Source organism: Sphingomicrobium lutaoense (assembly GCF_014195685.1).
Classification (GTDB): Bacteria; Pseudomonadota; Alphaproteobacteria; order Sphingomonadales; family Sphingomonadaceae; genus Sphingomicrobium; species Sphingomicrobium lutaoense.
Window position 1 is genome coordinate 54729 of sequence record NZ_JACICF010000002.1, and the last position, 20955, is coordinate 75683.

The window sequence follows — 20955 nt, forward strand, 5'->3', positions numbered from 1 at the left end:
GTTGCACTGCAATAATGGCGAGGCCAGCGATGGCACTCTCCTGACTGGGTCTGGCGTCCTTCGGCGCCGGACCCTTTTTTTGTCCGCTGCCCAGCCTAAATTGAACCTCGAGCCCATCCTGCCGTTCAATCAAGCAACGGCCGCTGCGAGACAGGAGATTCCATGGCAGAAGTGGATGCCAAGCTGAACAAGGTCCAGGTCGCGAGCCTGCCGCCCGCCGACAGCGGGCGCGGCATTGCGCGCCTGCCTGACGGACTGATGCGCGAACTCGGCCTCAAGGACGGGGACCCGATCGAGATCCGCGGCAAGCGCGTCACCCCCGCGGTGGCGGTCAGCGCCTATGATGACGACAAGGGCCTCGACATCATCCGCATCGACGGCCTGCAGCGGTCGAATGCCGGAGTGGGCACGGGCGACTTCGTCAATGTCGCGCGCACCAGCGTGAAGCCTGCCACGCGCGTGGTGTTCGCCCCCGCGCAGGCCAATGTCCGCTTGCAGGGAAGCGCCGAGGCACTGCACCGCAGCTTTGCCCACCGCCCGCTGACCAAGGGCGATTTCGTTGCCACCGCAGGGCACCAGCGGGTCAATGCCGACATGCCCGAGCAGCTTCGCCGCCTGCTCAACGCACCTGCCTTCGCGCTCCAGGAAATCCGTCTCAAGGTGGTCGATACGGTTCCCGCGGGGATCGTGCAGATCGACGCCAATACCGAAGTCAGCCTTCAGCCCGCGGGCGAACGCGAGCCGTCCGACGGGCGCGCCAGCGTTACCTATGACGATCTTGGCGGGATGACCGACACGATCGACGCGCTGCGCGAGATGGTCGAACTGCCGCTGCGCCATCCCGAACTGTTCCAGCGCCTCGGGGTCGATCCGCCCAAGGGCGTGTTGCTCCACGGCCCGCCCGGGACCGGCAAGACCATGCTTGCCCGCGCGGTCGCCAATGAATCGGACGCCAAATTCTTCCATATCGCGGGGCCCGAGATCATGGGATCGGCCTATGGCGAGAGCGAGAAGAAGCTGCGCGGCCTGTTCGAGGATGCCGCCAAGAGCGCGCCTTCGATCATCTTCATCGACGAGATCGATTCGATCGCGCCCAAGCGCGACCGTGTGCAGGGCGAAGCCGAAAAGCGGCTCGTCGCCCAGCTTCTCACTCTGATGGACGGTCTAGAGCCGCGCCAGAATACCGTGGTGATCGCCGCGACCAACCGTCCGGATTCGATCGACGATGCCTTGCGCCGCCCGGGTCGTTTCGACCGCGAGATCGTGATCGGCGTCCCCGACATGACGGGTCGCCGCGAGATTTTCGGCATTCACATGCGCGGCATGCCGCTGGCCGACGACGTCGATATCGAACGGCTCGCCAAGCGCACCTATGGCTTCGTCGGGGCCGACATCGCGGCGCTCACCCGTGAGGCCGCGCTGGAAGCGGTGCGGCGGATCATGCCGCAGATCAATCTCGAAGAAGACACCATCCCGCCCGAGGTTCTCGACAATCTGTCGGTCACCACCGAGGATTTCGCCGAGGCACTCAAGCGTGTCCAGCCTTCGGCGATGCGCGAAGTGATGGTGCAGATGCCCGATGTCGAATGGGACGATATCGGCGGCCTTGACACCGCGCGAGACAAGCTGCGCGAAGGGATCGAGCTTCCGCTCACCCATCCCGACGCCTTCCGCCGGCTGGGCATCCGTCCGGCCAAGGGCTTCCTGCTCTATGGTCCGCCGGGCACCGGCAAGACGCTTCTTGCCAAGGCGACCGCGCGCGGAAGCCAGGCCAATTTCATCGCCACCAAGTCGTCCGACCTTTTGAGCAAATGGTATGGCGAGAGCGAGCAGCAGATCGCTCGCCTTTTCGCCCGGGCCCGGCAGGTCGCGCCGACGGTGATCTTCTTCGACGAGCTCGACAGCCTCGTTCCCGCGCGTGGCGGCGGACTGGGCGAGCCGCAGGTGACCGAACGGGTAGTCAACACCATCCTCGCCGAGATGGACGGCCTCGAGGAATTGAACAATGTCGTAGTGATAGGGGCAACCAACCGTCCCAATCTCATCGACCCCGCTCTCCTGCGCCCCGGGCGCTTCGACGAACTGATCTATGTCGGCCCGCCCGATGTCGCGGGACGGCGCCGCATCCTTGCCATCCATACCGACGGCATGCCGCTATCGAAGGATGTCGACCTCGAGAATCTCGCTCGCCGGGCCGAACGCTTTACGGGCGCCGATCTCGAGGATCTCACTCGCCGCGCGGGTCTTATCGCTCTTCGTCGCAACGACAAGGAGCCGGTGGTGACCATGGCCGACTTCGAAGCGGCGCTCCGCGAGACCCGCGCCTCGGTGACCGAGGAGATGATCGAGCAATATGCCAAGATCCAGGACACGCTGAAGGCGGATGCGGTCAAGCCGCGCGGCGGCATCGGTTTCCACATCCCCGACACGCCCGAGAAGGATTAGAGGCGGCGCCAACCCCAGGCGACGAGGATCAGCAGGATTGCCGCACAGACGGTAAAGGGTAGTAACGCGTCCACACCATAGGCGAGGATGCCGAGGGTCGGCGCCGCGACGAAGGCCAGCCCGTTGGCCGAAGTAACGATGCCTGCCACCCCGCCCTGTTCGGCAAGCGGCACAGCAAGGCTCGCGCCGGCGGTAAAACCGGGCCGCACAAGCCCGAAGCCCAGATGCTGGATCGCGAAACCAAGCACGATCGCATAGAGGCTGTCCGCGAGCATGGTGGCGACCATGCCCAGCGCGGCGACGAGACTGCCGACCAGCACGAGCATTCGGGGGCTCCAACCCAGACGAGGGATGAGCCCCCATTGCGCTGCCAAGGTGGCGGCCGCGCCCGCCATCATCACCAGCGAAATTTCGCGCTCCGAGCCGCGCGCATCGAGACCCAGCCGGTCAATGGTGAAAAAGCCCACTACCGTCAGGATCGCCGCCATCGCATGGTTGCTCGCCACCCCGGCGAGGATCCAGCCGCGAATACGCGGGTCGTGCCAGCGCAGCCTTTTCTTCATCCGCTGTCCGGTGGCGGCGCGGACGCTCGCGCCCGTGGGCGGACTCGCGACCGAGGGATAGCTCATTGCCGCGCCGCGCCCCCGGCGGCGACCCAGGTCGTTGGGCAGCCCCGCGAGAATGAAAGCAAACACCAATGCGCCGAGCACCGCGAAGACGAACAGCGGCCCCGACAGCCCCAGGAAGGGAAGGACGAACAGCGGTGCGAGCGCGGGACCGACGATGGTGCCGAGACTGAAGCTCGAAGCCAGGCCCGCGAGCGCGTTGACGCGCGCGCTGCGCCGCGTCTTGGCGGCCAGATAGGCTTGTGTCGCGCTGGGCGTCGCGCAACCGAAGATGCCGTAGAAGCCGCGCACCACCGCAAAAAGGATGAAGGTAAGAAGCGGCCCCACCAGCCCTTTCAGGCCCAGGAGCAGCACGATTCCGCACAAGAGCGAGGACAAGGTGAAGCCCGCCCCCACGCCGAGAAGGATGAGCGGCTTTCGTCCCTTGCCGTCGGCGAGCCGCGCCCAGATCGGTGCGAAGGCCACCCAAAGTGCCGCCGAAGTGGAAAAGGTCAGCGCGACATAGAGATCGGGCACCTCGATCGCGCGTCCGATCGCTGGCATCACCGATTGGAGCGCGGTGTTTCCGGCCGCCGCAATCAGCATCGCGGCGTAAAGCAGGAGGAACTGCCGGGTAGTCAGTGCGCTGCCCGCGATCCTGCCGAAACTGGGGGCCTGATTCATGTCCAAGGGCCTAGATTGTGCGCCGCGATAAGGACAGCCCTTGCTTGCAAGTTTAACCTGGATTTGCCATCGCCAGGGCTGGATAGTGTATTGCGTTCGGGGGAAAGCAGGTCAGATGAATTTCACGCGGACATTGGCAGGCGACTTGCGCAAGGCCGTCAACCGGCGCCGCCGCCATGGCCGGTGGAAATTCCTGCGCGGCTTTTTCAAGAACCCGGTGATGGTCGGATCGGTGGTCCCTTCGAGCCGCATCCTGATCGACAAGATGCTCGAACCCGTCGACTGGCAGACCTGCCGGCTGTTCATCGAATATGGTCCGGGCGTGGGCACCTTTACCCGCGAAATCCTCGACCGGCTGCATCCCGACGCGCGGTTGATCGCGATCGACACCAATGAGGATTTCATTGCGCACCTCAAGGAAGAGATTGACGATCCGCGGCTGATCGCGGTGCATGGCTCGGCTGCCAATGTCGAGGAGATCGTCGCCGATCACGGGTTCGACATGGCCGACTATGTCGTCTCGGGGCTGCCTTTCTCGACGCTGCCGCCCGGGCTGGGCGACACGATCGGGCGCGCCACCGCCAATGTCATCGCGCCGGGCGGGGCCTTCCTCGTCTATCAGTTCAGCCCCAAGGTGCGGCAGTTCCTCCAGCCCCATTTCGACCGCATCGACAGCGGCTTCGAATGGCGCAACATCCCGCCAGCCACTCTCTTCTGGGCGTGGCGCAGCTAGACGATCAGTCTTCCGACAGGTTGAAGTTGAGGCGCCTCGACACGGTATAGTCGATGGTGGTCACCAGCCAGTGCGACAGCGCCCATTTGAAACGGCGCCACCAATTGGCGCGGCGCCGGTGCTTCTCGGGCGTGATCTCCACGCTGTCTTCCAGTTCGCGGTCGATCCATTGGCGCATCGTGCGCGCAAAGTCGGCATCCTCGATCCGCAGCATCACCTCGAGGTTGAGCCGCAGGCTTCGGAAATCGAAATTGGACGAACCGACATGCACCGCATCGTCGATCACGAGCAGTTTGCTGTGCAGGCGGCAGCGTTGATATTCCCACATGCGCGCGCCCATCCGCAAAAGCCGCGAATAGGTATGGCGCGCCGCCGCGATGGTCGCCTCATTGTCGGACTTGGCGGCAGTAAGGATGCGCGTCTGCCCGCCCCGCCTGGCGACGCGCCCCAACCGCCAGAGCATGTGACGCGTCGGCGAGAAATAGGCCGCGACGAGATCGACGCGCTCGGCCTGGACGATCTCGCGGGCGACGGCGCCGGGCCAGGGATTGTGGCGTGGCAGGGGACCGGCGAGCACCCATTGGATCGGCCCTTCGGTCTGGCTGTAGCGGATGATCAGTTCGCGCAGCCGCCGTGCCAGCGGGCGGGGCGAGCGCGCCCAGGCATCGAGAGCATCGAAATAGGCGGCAATATGCGCCGCCGAAGGCCCGCTCAGTTCGATCCAAAGATCGCGCCATGCCCGCTCATGATCGTCGAGATAGTCGTTGCCGATATTGGCCCCTCCGACGATGACATGGCGTTCATCGGCAATCAGCAGCTTCTGGTGATTGCGGATGAAATAGCGCCGCCCGATGCGCGGGTGGAAGATGAGATAGTCGCCACCGGCCTCGCGCACCGGCCGGTAATAGTCGTCGGGCGTCTTGCTTGACCCGAAACTATCGATGATGAGCCGTACCTCGACCCCGCGCCGCGCCGCGCGCACGAGCGCTTCGAGCACCTTCTGGCCCGCTTCATCGTCGAGGAACATGTAGAACAGCAGCCGGAGGCTCTTTTGGGCGCCGTCGATCCGCTCGATCAGGGCATCGAAACGGTCCTTTCCGCTGTCGAGGAGGCGCAATTCATGGCCTGCCACCTCGTGGCGAAGCGGTGCGGCGGGATCGGGAGACTTGGGCGGCCTGGCCATGGCCCTTGTCTTTCGCCGAGCCGGTGGCTGCTGGCAAGGCGCCTGATTGACTCTTCGAGGGTTCGTCCCTATCTCGCCCCCTCGATATTTTCCACGTCCTGACAAGAAGGTAGGCACGCTATGGCGCGCGTTACAGTCGAAGATTGCGTCGACAAGGTTCCCAACCGTTTTGACCTGGTGCTGCTGTCGGCGCAGCGCGCGCGGCAGATTTCGGGCGGCGCCGACCTGACGATCGATCGCGATCGCGACAAGAATCCGGTCGTTGCCCTGCGCGAGATTGCCGAGCAGACGATCAAGCCCAAGCAGCTCGAGGAAGCGATCATCACCGGCCTGCAGCGCGTGCAGCTCGACGATGACGACGAGATCGATGAAGTGTCGAGCCTCGCGGAATCGGCCGAAGCGCTGCGTCTCACCGCTGCGGCTCCGCCGCGCCCGACGCCTTCGGCAGCTCCGGCGGACTATGATCCCAAGAGCTGATCGAGCAAATTTCGAAAAATGAAAAGGCGGTCCCTCGGGGCCGCCTTTTTCATGTCAGAGCTTGCCGTCCCAGCTGTCTCCGCGCCTGAGCGCGGTGCCGGTCCTTCGGTCGAGCCACATCAGGTCTTTCAAATCGAGTTCGCGGCCATCCTCGCTCATCAGCCGGATCCGCCGCACGGGCTTTCCGTCGCGCTGGTCGGCAAGGACGATGTCCGACTGGCCGTGGCACCAATCCTCGCCCCACTGGCGCAGGGCCACGACGACCGGGAGTAGCGCCTCGCCCTTGGGCGAAAGCGAATAGATGACCTTGCGCCGGTCGCTGGGATCGGGCTCGCGCTTCAGAATGTCGCAGCCGACGAGCTTCTGCAGGCGGTCGGACAGGATATTGCGGGCGATCCCCAGCCCCGCCTGGAACTGTTCGAAATGGCGCAGGCCGTTGAAAGCGCCACGAAGGATGAGAAAGGCCCATTTCTCGCCGATCAACTCGATCGCATGGGGCAGCGGACATTGCAGCGCCGCTTTCTTGAAATTCTCGATATCGGGTTCGATTCCGCTCAACTCGTTTCACTCCGCCCGATGGTCCAATCTTCTTTCCTTAGCGCGTCGGCGAACAAATAACAGTTGCAAATTAAAATCGACCTCCTAATGAGTTGCAAAACACAACTATAAATGAGGAGCTGACCCATGCGTATCCTTCTTGCCCTTGCCGCTTTTCTTCCCGCTTCGGCGATGGCTGCGCCGATGATGACCGCCACGCCCGAATCGCCTGCATCGGCACGCGTGATTACCAAGGGCGCGGCATGGAATTGCCGCGAAGGCCAGTGCCGCGCCGCCTCGGCCGACAGCCGCCCCGCGGTGCTGTGCCAGCGCCTTGCCAAGGAAGTGGGCACGATCAGCAGCTTTTCGGTCGACGGGCGCACCTTCGGCGAAGAGGACCTCGCCAAATGCAATGCCAAGGCGCGCTAGACGGCGGTTCGAGACCATTTTGCACTTGCGAACAGGGTAGTTCGCCCCCCATCTAGGGCCTGTGCTGAGACAATATGAACTGATCGAAAAAGTCCGGGCCTATGACCCGGAGGCGGACGAGGCGCTCATCAACCGCGCCTATGTCTTCTCGATGAAGGCGCATGGCGCCCAGGTGCGCGCCAGCGGGGATCCCTATTTCAGCCACCCTATCGAGGTGGCGGGGATCCTCACCGATCTCAAGCTCGACGATGAGACCATCGTCACCGCGATCCTCCACGACACGATCGAGGACACGGTCGCGACCCATGAGCAGATCGAGAATTTGTTCGGGGAGAATGTCGCTCGGCTGGTCGATGGCGTGACCAAGCTGTCCAAGGTCGAGGCGATGAGCGAAAGCGAGCGCGCGGCTGAGAATTTGCGCAAGTTCCTGCTCGCGCTGTCGGGCGATATCCGCGTGCTATTGGTGAAGCTCGCCGACCGCCTGCACAACATGCGCACACTCCACCATATTCCCAAGGAAGAGAAACGCCGCCGCATCGCCCGCGAGACGATGGATATCTATGCGCCGCTCGCTGAGCGCATCGGCATGTACGAGATGATGAAGGAGATGCAGACGCTCGCCTTCAAGGAACTCGAACCCGATGCCTATGCCTCGATCACCCGCCGCCTCGAGCAACTGAACGAGCAGGGCGGCGACCTGGTCAACCGGATCGGTCTCAACCTCCAGCTCCATCTCGAGGACCATGGCATGTCGGCCGAGGTCACGGGGCGCGAGAAGCACCCCTATTCGATCTGGAAGAAGATGGCCGAAAGGCACATCAGCTTCGAGCAATTGTCCGACGTGATGGCTTTCCGCGTGATCGTCGATACGGTCGATGACGTCTATCGCGCGCTTGGCCTCATTCACCAGCGCTGGCCGATGGTGCCGGGCCGCTACAAGGATTTCATCTCGACACCGAAGCGCAACGGATACCGTTCGCTCCACACCTCGGTCATCCATGACAGCAACATGCGGATCGAGATCCAGATCCGTACCCGCGAGATGCACGAGCAGGCCGAGCGTGGCCTCGCTGCCCATTGGGCCTACAAGGAAGGCAAGCCCGCCGCGGACATCAAGGTGCCGTGGATTTCCGATCTCGTCGAAATCCTCGACCATGCCGCCAGCCCCGAGGAACTGCTCGAGCATACGCGCATGGCGATGTACCAGGACCGCATTTTCGCCTTCACTCCCAAGGGGGAGCTCATCCAGCTGCCCAAGGGCGCCACGCCGGTCGATTTCGCTTATGCGGTCCATACCGACCTTGGGGACCAGACCGTTGGCGCGAAGGTCAATGGCCGCGTGGTGCCATTGCGCACCCTTCTCGACAATGGCGACCAGGTGGACATTCTCGCCTCGGAATCGCAGCATCCCCAACCAAGCTGGCTGCGCTTCGTCGCGACGGGCAAGGCGCGCTCGGCGGTTCGCCGCTTCGTGCGCCAGAAGGAAGCCGGCGAGACGATCGAACTGGGCCGCAAGATCTTTCAGGAAATCGTCGAACGGCTCGAAGGCGATCTGCCCAAGGATCCGGTCAAGACCGCTGCCCGCGCACTGATGATGGATGACGAGGATGCGCTGATGAAGGCGATTGCTCGTCGTCGCCTCACCGATGAAGCGGTGATGGAAGCACTGGTCCCGGGTTCGACCACCGAGAAGAAGGGACTGTTGGGGCGGCGGCGCAAGAAGCGCAAGACGCCGGGCCAGCGGCAGGCGATCTCGATCAAGGGGCTGACCGCCGGCGTGGCCTATGACCTCGCCGAATGTTGCCACCCCATTCCGGGCGACCGCATCGTCGGCGTGCGCGGCGAGGACGAAGCGATCGACGTCCATGTCATCGGCTGCGACAAGCTCGCCAACGGGGTCGATGCCGACTGGATCGATCTGTCATGGGGCGAAAGCGACGGCGGCACCGCGCGGATCACCGTCGTGCTGCGCGACGTCGCGGGCGCGCTGGGCGAAATGGCGGGCATCTTCGGGGCGAAGGACGCCAATATCGTCAACCTGCAGCTCGCGCACCGCGACGGCAGCTTCCACACCTTCCATGTCGATGTGGAACTGCACGACCTCGCGCACCTCCACGCGATCATCGCCGCGCTGCGCGCGTCCGACGTGGTCAGCCAGGCCGACCGGATCTAGCCGACCATTTCGCGCGCCGCGCCGCGCATCGCCGCATTGCCGCGCCGGATCGAGTCGGCACCGCCCGCCGCCAGAACCGCCAGCGTGACGAGGTCGCTCGACGAGGCGGTCATCGGGGCGATCTGCACTGGCAGGCTCATGCCGAGGAGATAGGGGCCAAGCACGTCCTCGCCGCCCACCGCGCGCAGCAGCTTGGCGGAAATGTTGGCCGACTGGAGGCCCGGCATGATGAGGATGTTGGCGGGACCGGTGAGGCGGCTGAAGCTGTAATATTTGCGCTGCGCCTCATAGTTGAGCGCGACATCGGGGCCCATTTCGCCTTCATATTCGAAATCGGTGGTCATCCGGTCGAGCAGCTTCACCGCACCGCGCAATTCCTCGATGTGGCGGCCCGGGGGGTTGCCGAAGGTGGTGTAGCTGATGAAAGCGACCCGCGGCTCGGTGCCCATGCGACGAGCGAAGGCCGCGGCCCGCACCGCGATCGCCGCCAGCTGCTCGGCACTCGGCCGCTCGCTTACCGCCGTATCGGCGATCAGCACGGTCTGCTGCTTGGTAGCGACGATGTTGACGCCAAAGGGCTCGGCACCCTGCTCGTCGTCGATTACCGTGCGCACCTGCGCGAGGCTCTGGCTGAAGGGGCGCGTGGTGCCCGTGATCATCGCATCGCCTTCTCCGAGCGCCAGCATGGCGGCGGTGAAATAGTTGCGGTCCTGGTTTACCATCCGCTCCACCTGGCGGCGCAGCATGCCGTTGCGGGCATGGCGTTCGTAGATGAAGTCGACCGCCCGGCTCACCAACGGCGAATTGCGGCTGTTAAGCACTTCATATTCGCTCGCGTCCTCGACGCCGAGCGCGCGCAGCTTGTCATGCACATCGTCGCGGCCGACCAGTACCGGCGTGCCATAGCCGCCTTCCTTGAAGGCGATCGCGGCGCGCAGGACATTGTCTTCCTCGCCCTCTGCGAACAGCACGCGCTTGGGATTGCGCTTGGCCGCTTCGAAAGCGAGGCTCATCACCGCGGCGGTGGGATTGAGACGCGCGCGCAAGGTCGCGCGATAGGCGTCCATGTCCTCGATCGGCTTCTGCGCGACGCCGCTGTCCATCGCCGCCTGCGCGACCGCTGCCGGCACGACCTCGATGAGGCGCGGATCGAAAGGCGCGGGGATGATATAGTCCGGACCGAAGCTCTTCGAGGCACCGCCATAGGCAGCGGCGACTTCCTCGGGCACCGCTTCGCGCGCCAGTTCGGCGAGCGCCTGCGCGGCGGCGATCTTCATTTCCTCGTTGATCGCGCTGGCGCGCACGTCGAGCGCACCGCGGAAGATGAAGGGGAAACCAAGGACATTGTTGACCTGGTTGGGATAGTCGGAGCGCCCGGTCGCGACGATCGCGTCGGGGCGCGCCTTCTTGGCCTCGGGCGGAGTGATCTCGGGGTCCGGGTTGGCCATCGCGAAGATGATCGGCTGCGGCGCCATCTTCTTGACCATCTCGCCATTGAGAACGTTGCCTGCCGAGAGGCCAAGGAAGACATCGGCATCGACCAGCGCTTCCTCGAGCGTACGGCGGTCGGTTTCGACCGCTTGCGCCGATTTCCACTGGTCGAGATCGTCGCGGCCAGTGTGGATGACGCCCTTGCGGTCGCACATGATGACATGGTCGCGCTTCACGCCCATCTCGCGGATGAGGTCGGCACAGGCGATCGCCGCCGCGCCCGCACCGTTCACGACGACGCGCACTTCCTCCATCTTGCGACCCGTGATCCGGCACGCGTTGATAAGCCCCGCCGCGGTGATGATCGCGGTGCCATGCTGGTCGTCATGGAAGACGGGGATCTGCATCCGCTCCTTGAGGGCCTGCTCGATCACGAAACAGTCGGGCGCGCCGATGTCCTCGAGGTTGATGCCGCCGAAGCTGGGCCCCATCAGGGCAACCGCATTGATGAAGGCGTCGCAATCCTCGGTGTCCAGCTCGAGGTCGATCGAGTCGACATCGGCGAAGCGCTTGAAGAGGACCGCCTTGCCTTCCATTACCGGCTTCGAAGCAAGCGCGCCGAGATTGCCCAGCCCGAGGATTGCCGAACCGTTGGAGATGACCGCGACCAGATTGCCCTTGGCCGTGAGTTCATAGGCGCTGCCCGGATCCTCGGCGATCGCCTTCACCGGCACCGCGACGCCCGGCGAATAAGCGAGCGCAAGGTCGCGCTGTGTCGCCATCGGCTTGGTCGGGGTGATCTCGATCTTGCCGGGACGCCCGCGGGCGTGGAAATCCAGCGCTTCGGTATCCGAAAACTTTACGTCGGTCATAACCTCTCCTCTAGGAGTGCGCCCATAATCGGATTTGCCCACAAGAGTCACGCCTTTGAAGCATGGGCAAGGCGCATCAAAGCGGCTAGCGTGACCAATCGATGGCCCGCGATGATTCTGAACCCAAAATGACGCCGATGATGGCGCAATATCGTGCGCTCAAGAAGGAAGCGGGCGATGCCCTTCTCTTCTATCGCATGGGCGATTTCTTCGAACTTTTCTTCGAGGATGCCAGGGTCGCGGCGGCCTGTCTCGACATTGCGCTGACGCGGCGCGGCAAGGAGAAGGGCGAGGAAGTGCCGATGTGCGGCGTGCCCGTCCATGCCGCCGAAAATTATCTCGCCCGGCTCATCCGCGCGGGGCATCGCGTCGCGATCGCCGAACAGGTCGAGACCCCCGCCGAAGCGAAAAAGCGCGGCGGATCGAAGGCGCTGGTCGAGCGGGCGATCATCCGCATGGTCACGCCGGGCACGCTGACCGAGGAAAATCTTCTCGAAAGCCGCGCGGCCAACTGGCTCGCTGCCATCGGCAGAGCGGGCGAGGAATGGGCGATCGCTGCTGCCGACATCTCGACCGGACGGTTCGAACTGGTGGCCTGCGGACCGGGCGACCTCGCCGCCGAACTGGCGCGCCTCGACCCCGCCGAAGTGATCGCCAAGGAAAAGGTGCCGGGCATGGATGCCGTGCCGACGGGCGAAGGCTTCGACAGCGTCGCGGGCGAAAAGGCGCTCAAGTTGCGCTTCGGCGTCAGGACGCTTGACGGCTTCGGCGCACCCGGACGCGCCGAATTGTGCGCGGCGGGTGGCCTTCTTGCCTATTTGGGCGCGACCCAGAAAGGCGCGGACACCTTCCTTGCGCCCCCGCGCCGGATCGAGCGCAGCGCGCACATGGCGATCGATCCCGCGACCCGCGAGAGCCTCGAGATCACCAGCAGCCAGTCGGGCGGGCTCAAGGGCAGTCTGCTCGAATGTGTCGACCGCTGCGTCACCGCGGGCGGGCGCCGGATGCTCGCTCAGGACCTGTCGGCGCCGCTCACCGACCGGGCGGCGATCGCGGCGCGGCTCGCGATGGTGCAGCATTTCGCCGACGACCAGCTCAGGCGCGACGATGTGCGGCGGCTCCTCAAGGCGATGCCCGACATCGCCCGAGCGTTGGGCCGGCTGGTCGCGGGGCGCGGGGGTCCGCGCGATCTGGGCCAGCTTCGCGACGGCCTTCGCGAAGCGCGGGCATTGTCTGCGCGCCTTGCCGAGGATGCCGATCTCCCCGAACTGCTCGCGAGCCTGCTTCCGCGCCTCACGGGCCATGATGCGCTGATCGACGAACTGGAACGCGCGCTCGTCCCCTCCCCGCCCGTCGAAGCGGCCAAGGGCGGCTATATCGCCGAGGGCTATGATCCCGAGCTCGATGGGCTCCGCGACGCCGCCTCGGGGGGCAAGAAGGCGATCGCGATGCTGGAGACCCGCTATCGCAAAGCGACCGGCATCAACGCCCTCAAGATCCGCCACAACAATGTGCTTGGCTATCATATCGAGGTGCCATCGCGGCACGCCGAGGCGCTGATGGCCGAGGATTCGGGCTTCACCCATCGCCAGACGATGGCAAGCGCGGTGCGTTTCAATTCACCTGACCTCCATGAGGAAGCGACACGTCTTACCGATGCCGCCGGACAGGCGCTCGAACGCGAAGCGCGCCATCTCGATGCGCTCACCCGCCGCGTGGTCGAACGCGCCGCGGCGCTGGCCGACAGCGCCGACGCCGCGCACCGGATCGATGTCGCGGCGGGCCATGCCGCCCGGGCGGTCGAGGGGGGCTGGACGCTGCCCGCGCTGGTCGAGGATCCTTGCCTCGAGATCGAGGGAGGCCGCCATCCGGTGGTCGAGGCCGCGGTCGAGGCGACCGGCGAACGCTTCATTGCCAATGATCTGGAAATGGGCCCGAACGACCGGCTGTGGCTGATCACCGGTCCCAACATGGGCGGCAAGTCGACCTTTCTGCGACAGGCCGCGATCATCGCCCTGCTCGCGCAGGCCGGAAGCTATGTCCCCGCTGCCTCGGCGCGGATCGGTCTGGTCGACCGCCTGTTCAGCCGGGTCGGCGCGGCCGACAATCTCGCACGGGGACGCTCGACCTTCATGGTCGAAATGGTCGAGACCGCCGCCATCCTCAGCCAGGCGAGCCGCAACAGCCTCGTCATCCTCGACGAGATCGGTCGCGGCACCTCAACTTATGACGGGCTGGCAATCGCCTGGGCGGTGGTCGAGGCGATGCATGACGACATCAAGGCGCGCACCCTGTTCGCCACCCATTATCATGAGCTTACCCGGCTCGCCGATCGCCTCGATGCCCTGTCGCTGCACCATGTGCGGGCGCGCGAATATAAGGGCGAACTGGTGCTCCTCCACGAAGTCGCCGACGGACCCGCCGATCGCAGCTATGGTATCGCGGTCGCCAAGCTCGCGGGCCTCGCGCCCAAGGTGCTGTCGCGCGCCCGCGCGGTGCTCGAAAAGCTCGAGGAAGGACGCGAGGCAAGCGGCGGCATTGCGGCGGGGCTCGATGCACTCCCGCTCTTTGCCGCCATGCCGGTGGCAGCCGAGGAGCCGGAGAAAGGCGATCCGCTCGCCAAGGCGCTTTCCGACATCGATCCCGACGCCCTCAGCCCGCGCGAAGCGCTCGACGCGCTTTACCGGCTCAAGCAGCTGGCGGACGACTGATGCAGCCGCTCCGCGTCGGGGATGTGGACGACCGGCGGACGATCATCGACCGCCGCGACCTCGCCGACCGGATCGCCGGACTGCCTCCGGGCCCCGACCTTCGCGACCGCGCGGTCGACCTTCTCAAGCAGGCCAACGAGGCGGGCCGCGAGGAGATCGCGCGCCGCGTGGCCGAAGAACCCTATCGCGGGCGCGTCCATGCCGCCGCTTACGGCTTCCTCGCGGACCAGCTGGTGCGGCTGGCCGATGATTTCGTCCGCCAGCGCCTCTATCCCAATGCCAATCCCTCGTCAGGCGAACGGATCGCCATCGCGGGCGTAGGCGGCACCGGGCGGGGCGAGATGGCACCGCACAGCGACCTCGATCTGATGCTGATCGTCCCCCAGCGCAAGCTGGCCTGGAACGAGCAGGTGATCGAGGCCCTGCTCTACATTCTCTGGGATCTCGGCCTGACCGTCGGCCAGTCGGTGCGCACGCCGTCCGAAATGCTGACCCTGTCGCGCGACGACATGGCGATCCGAACCGCCATTCTCGAAAGCCGCTGGATCTGGGGTGACGAGCAGCTTTACGACCAGTCGATGGCTGCTTTCCGCCGCGACATCGTCGGCGACAGCGCCGCGGAATTCGTCGCCGCCAAGATGAAGGAACGCGACGAGCGGCACGAGCGCCTCGGCGACACCCGCTATCTCGTCGAGCCCAATGTGAAGGACGGCAAGGGCGGACTGCGTGACCTGCACACCCTCTACTGGATCGGCAAATATGTGTTCGGCGTGCGCAGTCCCGCCGAACTGGTCGATGCGGGCCTTTTCGACGCGCGCGAGTTTCGCCGTTTCGAGCGCGCCGAGCGCTTCTTATGGTCGGTGCGTTGCCATCTGCACCTCGAGGCGGGCCGCGCCGAAGAACGTTTGGGCTTCGACATGCAGCGCCAGATTGCCGCGGCGATGAACTATTCGGACCGGCCGGGCAAATCAGCGGTCGAACGCTTCATGCAATTCTACTTTCTCAACGCCAAGGCGGTGGGCGACCTTACCGGCGTGTTCCTTGCCCAGCTCGACGAGCGCATGGCCAAGTCGGGCAGCCGTTTCGCCCTTCCCACCATCCGCCGACGGCCCCGCCGGCTCGAAGGTTTCCAGCTCGACCGGGGCCGGCTCACCATTCCCTCCGCCCAATTCCTGCGCGAGGAGCCGGTGCGGCTCATCCAGATGTTCCGGCTCGCCCAGAGCGAGGGCCTCGAAATCCATCCCGACGCGATGCGCGCCGCGGCGCGCGAGGCGAGGCAGGTCGACGCGGTCCGCGACGATCCGCAGGCCAATGCCCTGTTCCTCGAGATTCTCACCGGCAAGGAAGGCACCGACACGGTGCTTCGCTGGATGAACGAGGCCGGCGTCTTCGGCCGCTTCGTTCCCGATTTCGGCCGGGTCGTCGCCCAGATGCAGTTCGACATGTATCATCACTATACCGTCGACGAGCATACGATCCGCGCGATCGGGCTCCTGGCGGCGATCGACCGGGGCGAGCTGAAGTCCGACCACCCGCTCGCCACCGCGCTCATCAAGCAGATCAGCAGTCGGCGCACCCTTTATGTCGCGGTGCTCCTGCACGACATCGCCAAGGGCCGCGGAGGCGATCATAGCGAGCTCGGGGCCGAGATCGCGATGCGGCTGGGACCGCGTTTCGGGCTCGACGAAGCCGAGACCGAGACCGTGGCCTGGCTGGTGCGCTACCATCTTCTCCTGTCGGCGACTGCCTTCAAGCGCGACATCGCCGATCCCAAGACGATCGAGGATTTCGTCGGCAGGGTCAAAAGCTCGGAGCGTCTCAAGCTGCTTTTCATCCTGACCGTGGTGGATATCCGCGCGGTCGGGCCGGGCGTGTGGACCGACTGGAAGCGGACCTTGCTCAAGACCCTTTACGAGGCCGCCGAGGAAAGGCTGCGGCTGGGCCACAAGCAGCATGGCCGCACCGAACTGGTCGCCGAGAAGAAGGAAGCGCTTGGCCGCAAGCTCGGTTGGACCGGCGATGCGATGCGTGCGCATGGCAAGCGCCTGCCCGACAGCTATTGGCTCGCCGAGCCGCTCAATTGGCAGGTCGCCAATGCGCGGCAGATGGCCGAAGCAGAAGCGCGCATTGGCCCCGTCGAACCCAGCATCCGTCTGGCCAGCGACAAGGAGAGCGGGGCGACGAGGGTGAGCGTGTTCGCCGAGGACCGGCCCGGCCTCTTCTACCGCATCTGCGCGGCGCTGACCCGTGCAGGGGCGAGCATCATCGATGCGCGCATCCACACCACCAGCGACGGGATGGCGCTCGACAATCTCCTGATCTGCGACCAGCAGGGCCGCGCCTATCGCGACCGGCGCCGCAAGGACCGGTTGACCGCCGCGCTCGATGCCGTGCTTTCCGATACCGAGGTGCCCGCACCACCGCCCTTCACCGAAATGTCGGCGCGCGACGAGGCTTTCCGCATCGCGCCCGCCGCGATGGTCGCGCCCGCCGCCTCGACCCGCTTTACCGTGATCGAGGTCCATGCGCGCGATCGCCCTGCCCTGCTAGCCCGGCTGGCCCATGCGATTTTCGACAGCGGTGCGATCGTCCATTCGGCCCATGTCACTACCTATGGCGAGCGGGCGGTCGACACCTTCTATCTGACCGGTCAGGACGGTCGAAAACTGTCGGCCGATGCCGCCGAGCTTGTGCGCTCCGCGCTGCTCGGCGCCGCGAGGGCATGAAAAAAGGGGCCTGCCCGACGGCAAGCCCCTCTTTATCCATCAGAACGAACTAGCCCCGTTCTTCGACCACCGGAGGCGGCGGCGGAGGCGGCGGAGGCGGCGGCGGCGGGCACATTTCGCTCGCCAGGATCACCGATCCGTCCGGGCAGGTCTGCGTCGCCGGAGGCGGCGGCGGGGGCGGCGGAGGCGGCGGTGCGACCTCGGGCATCCGGCGCGCGGCAGGGGTCAGCTTGCCACGCAGAGTGATGCCATAGGTACGCGGTTCGCCGAGGAAGGCGCCGTAGAGGCGTGTCGCCGCGGTATCGAAGCCCGCATCCACGCCGCGCCGCGAACCGCCGCCTTGAAGCGGGGCATCGAAGCCGACCTGGATATAGTCTTCGTCGAAGATGTTCTGGGCCCACAGTTCGACCGCCCAGGCATCATCGGGTCCGCGCAGGCCGACACGGCCATTGAAGACCTGGAAGGCAGGCTGCAGCTTCTCGATGTCGAGGTCCGAACCGGTGTTGAACTGGCTCATGTGACGGCCATCGACATAGACAAGGCCGGTAAGGCCCGAGTCGCCGATCGGCGGGGTCCATGCGAACGAACCGGTCAGCGTGAACTGGTTCGAGTTTGAGATCCGGCGACCCGGCAGCTGGAACAGGCTCGGGCTGATCGGACCGCCGTCGGCACCGACGAGGTCATCCTTATATTTAGTATCGACATAGGTGCCGCCGAAATTGAGCGTCACATTGTCGATCGGCCGCGAGAAGACCTCGAATTCGACACCACGGCTACGAACGCCCGCTTCGGTGTCTCCGAGACAGGTGCCCGTGGTCGGGTCATTGTCGCTGTCGCCATTGGGATCGTCGATATTGTCGCAGCCATTGATATTCTCGACCTCGAAGGCCAGCCCGTTGAACTGGTTGAGCTGGAAGGCCGAGAAATTCTGCTGGAAGGCAGCGATGTTGATGTCGAGCCCGCGGCCATTGTATTTCAGCCCCAGCTCGAACGCATCGTTGGTCTCGCTGTCGAATTCGAGCGGATCGAGCGTCGCACCCGGCACGATCGCGCCGGTACCGCCAAAGCGTTCGAGCGGCGTACGGTCGAGGTTGAAACCGCCCGCCTTGTAGCCGCGCGAATAGCTGGCATAGGTCAGCACATCGTCGGTCAGCTTGTAGCTGAGTACCGCGGTCCCCGAGAATTCATCCTCGTTGCGCTTGATATTGCCCGTAAGGTTGCCACCGGGCGCCGCGGGAATGACGCAGGGAAGGGTCTGCAGGCCCGCCAGCGGCGACTGGCTGATCGCCGAGCAGAAGGTATTGTTGTCGTTGAGATCGACCGCCAGCTTCTTGCTTTCATTGGTGTAGCGAAGCCCGAGAGTGAGATCGAGGCGATCGGTCAGCGCGAAGATATTGTGCGTGAAGATCGCGAAGTTGGTGCTCGACTGCTCGTAGCGGTCGCGGGTGAAGACCCCCGAGAAGGGATCGATCGACCCGAAGCCGAGAACCGCCGCGGTCGAACCGAAGCCGGGGTTGGTCGGATCGGCATTGAGCGCATTGACCAGCGCCGCGGTGGGAGCGATCGCCTGAAGCTGCGCGACCAGCGCCGCGAGCTGGGCCTGGAGACCCGGGATCGCCGCGGGCGGCGTGTTGGGATCGGCCAGCGCGGCCTGGATCTGCGCGATGCCCGCCTGCAGCTGGGCGACGCCCGCATTCAGCTGGGCCTGCGCCCCGCCGATGACGGCGGGATTGATGCATGTCGAGTTGGGATCGGGATTGGGCGCCAGCGCCGCGGGCAGAGCCGACGCGGCCAGCAGGCAGTTGGCATAGCGAAGATAATCGTCGCCATAGGAGAGATTGTCGGCGAGCGTCAGATCTTCCTTGGCGAAATAGCCGCCGACCAGCCAGTCGAGCCGGTCATTCAGCGCTTCGCCCTGAAGCCGCAGTTCCTGGGTGAAGGTCTTGAACCTGGTAAAGCCCGAGCCGTCATCCGGACGATAGAGGATGTCCAGATTGTTGAAATGGGCATCCTGGCCGCGGATATATTCGTTGAAGCGATAAGCGCTGATCGAGGTCAGCTCGGCACCGCCGAAATCATAGACCAGTTCGCCCGAGATGCCATAATCCTCGACGTCCGAGCGATAGGAGCGCCCCGGGGTAATCGCGGTGCGCCGGTCGAACGTATCGTCGTTGACGAAGGCGCCGAGCGCACGCTGCAGCGCCGCGATGCTCGACGGGCTTTCACCTGCGGCGGTATAATCGACAGCCGGCAGATAGGTCGCGCCGCAGCATTCCTCGTCGCGCTTGGCATAATCACCGACCAGCCGGATCGACAGGTCGCTCGACGGTTCGAACAGCAATTGCCCGCGCACGAGATAGCGGTCGCGATCGTTGATCGACCTGCCCGAGATCACGTCTTCGAGAAAGCCGTCGCGCGTGACATAGACGCCGTCGAGACGCGCCGCGATCGTGTCGCTGAGGCCGCCGGTGGCCGACAGCTCGGCGCGGCGATAGTCATAATTGCCGAAAGTGAGCGCACCCGAGACCTGGGTCTCGAAACGCGGCTTGGCGGTGATGATCGAGATGAGGCCCGCCGAGGCGTTCCTGCCGAACAGCGTGCCTTGCGGGCCGCGCAGCACTTCGATGCGGTCAATCTGGCCCAGTTCGGTAAGGCCCACGCCCGTACGGCTGCGATAGACGCCGTCGATGAACACCGCGACCGAGCTTTCGAGGCCCGGGTTGTCGCCGACCGTGCCGACGCCGCGAATGCGCGCCACGCCGCCCGAGGCTTCCGAAGAAGTCGAGGAGACGAGCAGCGAGGGACTGACCTGCGTGAGGGCGCGGATATCGTCGGCGCCGGAATTCTTCAGGGTTTCGGCGGTCACCGCGGAAACCGCCAGGGGAACGTCGGACAGCGCCTCGTTACGGCGCGTCGCGGTGATCACGATGTCGCTGGTATCCTGATCGCGAAGATCCACTTCGGCAGTACTGTCATCGACAGCGGCTGCCTCGGCCGTGGCGCCCTGTGTGGGTTCCGCGCCCCCGTCGTCGGTATCCGTTTCCTGCGCCAGAGCAGGCGTGGAAAGGGCCATGAGCCCCGCCGAAAGCATCCAAGCTGATTTGCGGATCATGAAAATCTCCCCTGAATTTTCCCCTGTTATCCCTCCTTGCTAATCCCTCCCAAAGCGCAAGGGAAGCGAGCCTTCGTCGAATTTACATGCGTGACAGTAATTCTGCGGCAATTTCGCAACATCGTGCAGTGCAACAAAAACGCCGCCCCGAGAGGGGCGGCGTCACTGTCCTGCAACGATTTGCCGGGGCGGCACGCTTATTTGGGAGCGAGCACCATCAACATCTGCCGGCCTTCCATGCGCGGGCGCTGCTCGACCTTGGCGATCTCGACCGTGTCTTCCTCGACGCGGTTGAGAACGGCCATGCCCAGCTGGTTGTGCGCCATTTCACGACCACGGAAGCGGATGGTGAGTTTCACCTTGTCGCCATGTTCGATGAACTGGACGACCTTCTTCATCTTGGTCTGATAATCATGGTCATCGATATTGGGACGCATCTTGATCTCCTTGATCTCCTGCGTCTTCTGGGCCTTGCGCTTGGCATTGGCCTTCTTCTGCGCCTCATATTTGTGGCGCCCGATATCGAGGAATTTGGCGACGGGCGGATCGGCGTTGGGAGAAATCTCAACGAGGTTCAGGCCGATCTCGTTGGCCTGCTCCATCGCCTCACGCGTATACATGACCCCCAGATTGTCACCATTTTCGTCAATCACCCGGACCTTGGGCGACTGGATGAACTTGTCAAAACGCGGGCCGGACATCGGCGGCGGTGACATGGGGCGTCCCCTCATTGGCGGTCGTATAGCGTATTCTCCTCTTGGATTCGTTGTTCCTGTGATGCCGAGGTAAGCATTTGACCCCCTTTTGAAAAGGGGCGGCGAGCCACAATGACCGAAT

At 64.7% G+C, this 20955-nt stretch carries 13 protein-coding genes; 7 read left to right on the forward strand and 6 right to left on the reverse strand.

The features are described from left to right. Window positions 1-162: 162 nt before the first annotated feature. The gene (locus tag FHS50_RS08430) at window positions 163-2445 is read left to right on the forward strand and encodes a CDC48 family AAA ATPase (RefSeq protein WP_183934013.1); all 2283 of its coding nucleotides are present in this window, start codon (window positions 163-165) and stop codon (window positions 2443-2445) included. Here FHS50_RS08430 and FHS50_RS08435 read toward each other — a convergent pair. Next, a complete protein-coding gene (locus tag FHS50_RS08435; protein WP_183934014.1) occupies window positions 2442-3734 on the reverse strand; it encodes an MFS transporter in 1293 nt (430 codons plus the stop codon). The genes FHS50_RS08430 and FHS50_RS08435 overlap by 4 nt on opposite strands. A 115-nt stretch (window positions 3735-3849) precedes the next feature. On the opposite strand from FHS50_RS08435, the gene FHS50_RS08440 reads away from it, so the two are divergent. Then, window positions 3850-4467, forward strand: coding sequence for a class I SAM-dependent methyltransferase (locus tag FHS50_RS08440; protein ID WP_183934015.1), 618 nt, complete (start codon window positions 3850-3852; stop codon window positions 4465-4467). Window positions 4468-4471: 4 nt separating this feature from the next. Here FHS50_RS08440 and FHS50_RS08445 read toward each other — a convergent pair whose 3' ends face one another. After that, on the reverse strand, window positions 4472-5650 hold the full coding sequence (locus FHS50_RS08445; protein ID WP_183934016.1) for a phospholipase D-like domain-containing protein: 1179 nt from the start codon (window positions 5648-5650) through the stop codon (window positions 4472-4474). A gap of 120 nt (window positions 5651-5770) precedes the next feature. On the opposite strand from FHS50_RS08445, the gene rpoZ reads away from it, so the two are divergent. Continuing rightward, a complete protein-coding gene (rpoZ, locus tag FHS50_RS08450; RefSeq protein ID WP_183934017.1) occupies window positions 5771-6127 on the forward strand; it encodes a DNA-directed RNA polymerase subunit omega in 357 nt (118 codons plus the stop codon). 54 nt (window positions 6128-6181) lie between these two features. On the opposite strand, the gene FHS50_RS08455 is transcribed toward rpoZ, so the two are convergent. Beyond that, a complete protein-coding gene (locus tag FHS50_RS08455; RefSeq protein WP_246333103.1) occupies window positions 6182-6685 on the reverse strand; it encodes a winged helix-turn-helix transcriptional regulator in 504 nt (167 codons plus the stop codon). 126 nt (window positions 6686-6811) lie between these two features. Here FHS50_RS08455 and FHS50_RS08460 point away from each other — a divergent pair, with 126 nt between their 5' ends. Then, window positions 6812-7093 carry a CC_3452 family protein gene (locus tag FHS50_RS08460; RefSeq protein WP_183934018.1) on the forward strand — a complete coding sequence of 94 codons (282 nt, stop codon included), beginning with the start codon at window positions 6812-6814 and terminating at the stop codon, window positions 7091-7093. 61 nt (window positions 7094-7154) lie between these two features. Then, window positions 7155-9266: a RelA/SpoT family protein gene (locus tag FHS50_RS08465; RefSeq protein WP_183934019.1), complete on the forward strand. Its 2112-nt coding sequence runs from the start codon at window positions 7155-7157 to the stop codon at window positions 9264-9266. Here FHS50_RS08465 and FHS50_RS08470 read toward each other — a convergent pair. Further along, a complete protein-coding gene (locus FHS50_RS08470; protein WP_183934020.1) occupies window positions 9263-11569 on the reverse strand; it encodes an NADP-dependent malic enzyme in 2307 nt (768 codons plus the stop codon). The two genes, FHS50_RS08465 and FHS50_RS08470, sit on opposite strands and share 4 nt — an antisense overlap. A 137-nt stretch (window positions 11570-11706) precedes the next feature. Between FHS50_RS08470 and mutS the strand changes: the two genes are divergently transcribed. Together mutS and FHS50_RS08480 are read left to right on the forward strand one after the other, a co-directional pair. Next, window positions 11707-14280, forward strand: a complete 2574-nt coding sequence (gene mutS, locus FHS50_RS08475) for a DNA mismatch repair protein MutS (protein WP_246333130.1) — start codon at window positions 11707-11709, stop codon at window positions 14278-14280. Next, a complete protein-coding gene (locus FHS50_RS08480) occupies window positions 14280-17006 on the forward strand; it encodes a [protein-PII] uridylyltransferase (RefSeq protein WP_183934022.1) in 2727 nt (908 codons plus the stop codon). The genes mutS and FHS50_RS08480 overlap by 1 nt, the downstream gene beginning before the upstream one ends. A gap of 49 nt (window positions 17007-17055) precedes the next feature. Here FHS50_RS08480 and FHS50_RS08485 read toward each other — a convergent pair whose 3' ends face one another. Together FHS50_RS08485 and infC are read right to left on the reverse strand one after the other, a co-directional pair. Then, window positions 17056-20118, reverse strand: coding sequence for a TonB-dependent receptor (locus tag FHS50_RS08485; RefSeq protein ID WP_221184912.1), 3063 nt, complete (start codon window positions 20116-20118; stop codon window positions 17056-17058). A gap of 197 nt (window positions 20119-20315) precedes the next feature. Beyond that, entirely contained in the window at window positions 20316-20834 is a 519-nt protein-coding gene (gene infC, locus FHS50_RS08490; RefSeq protein ID WP_407696067.1) for a translation initiation factor IF-3, read from the reverse strand. Window positions 20835-20955 lie beyond the last annotated feature (121 nt).